Origin of the sequence: Curtobacterium sp. P97 (assembly GCF_023712445.1) — a bacterium.
In the GTDB taxonomy this organism is placed as follows: domain Bacteria; phylum Actinomycetota; class Actinomycetes; order Actinomycetales; family Microbacteriaceae; genus Curtobacterium.
In genome coordinates this window covers 1-464 of the sequence record NZ_JAMAYF010000094.1, presented here as the reverse complement: position 1 = coordinate 464, position 464 = coordinate 1, and the positions used below count along the sequence as shown (strand labels likewise).

Genomic DNA, 464 nt, shown 5'->3' with positions numbered 1-464 from the left:
AGCACCAGCAACCCGCCCGAGGTGCGCCACGCGACGTCGACGACCTGGGACAGCTCGGGTGCGACCGCCCGCAGGTCGCGCACGGCCACCTGGTCGTCGGTGCGCACGACGGTGCCGACCATCAGCTGGCCGCCGTCGGGGCCGTCGACCACGACCGCGGCCCGCACGCCGTCGGGCGAGAGCTGGAACGCCCGCGTCGTGCCCAGCCCGGGCAGGGTGGTGGCGCTGACCGTCTGCGGGGTGCCCGTGGCCGGGATCCGGATCACCTCGCTGCCGTCGCGGACGGTCCACACCTCGGGCCGGGTGGCCGCCGTGGTGGGCACGGTGAAGCTGCCCGCGCCGAGCACCGGGCTCAGGGCCCCGCCGTAGGGACCGGCGAGCAGGGTCACCGCACCACCGGGGCCGCCGGCGGCCGAGACGGCCACCGTCGTGCCGAGCTCGTTGGTGCGGGCGTCGGCGGTGAT

General features: G+C 77.2%; 1 protein-coding gene. It reads right to left on the bottom strand.

The features are described 5' to 3' along the window. Positions 1-464 (bottom strand): LpqB family beta-propeller domain-containing protein (locus M3677_RS17115; protein ID WP_251161152.1); only part of this gene is annotated, 464 nt, incomplete at both ends.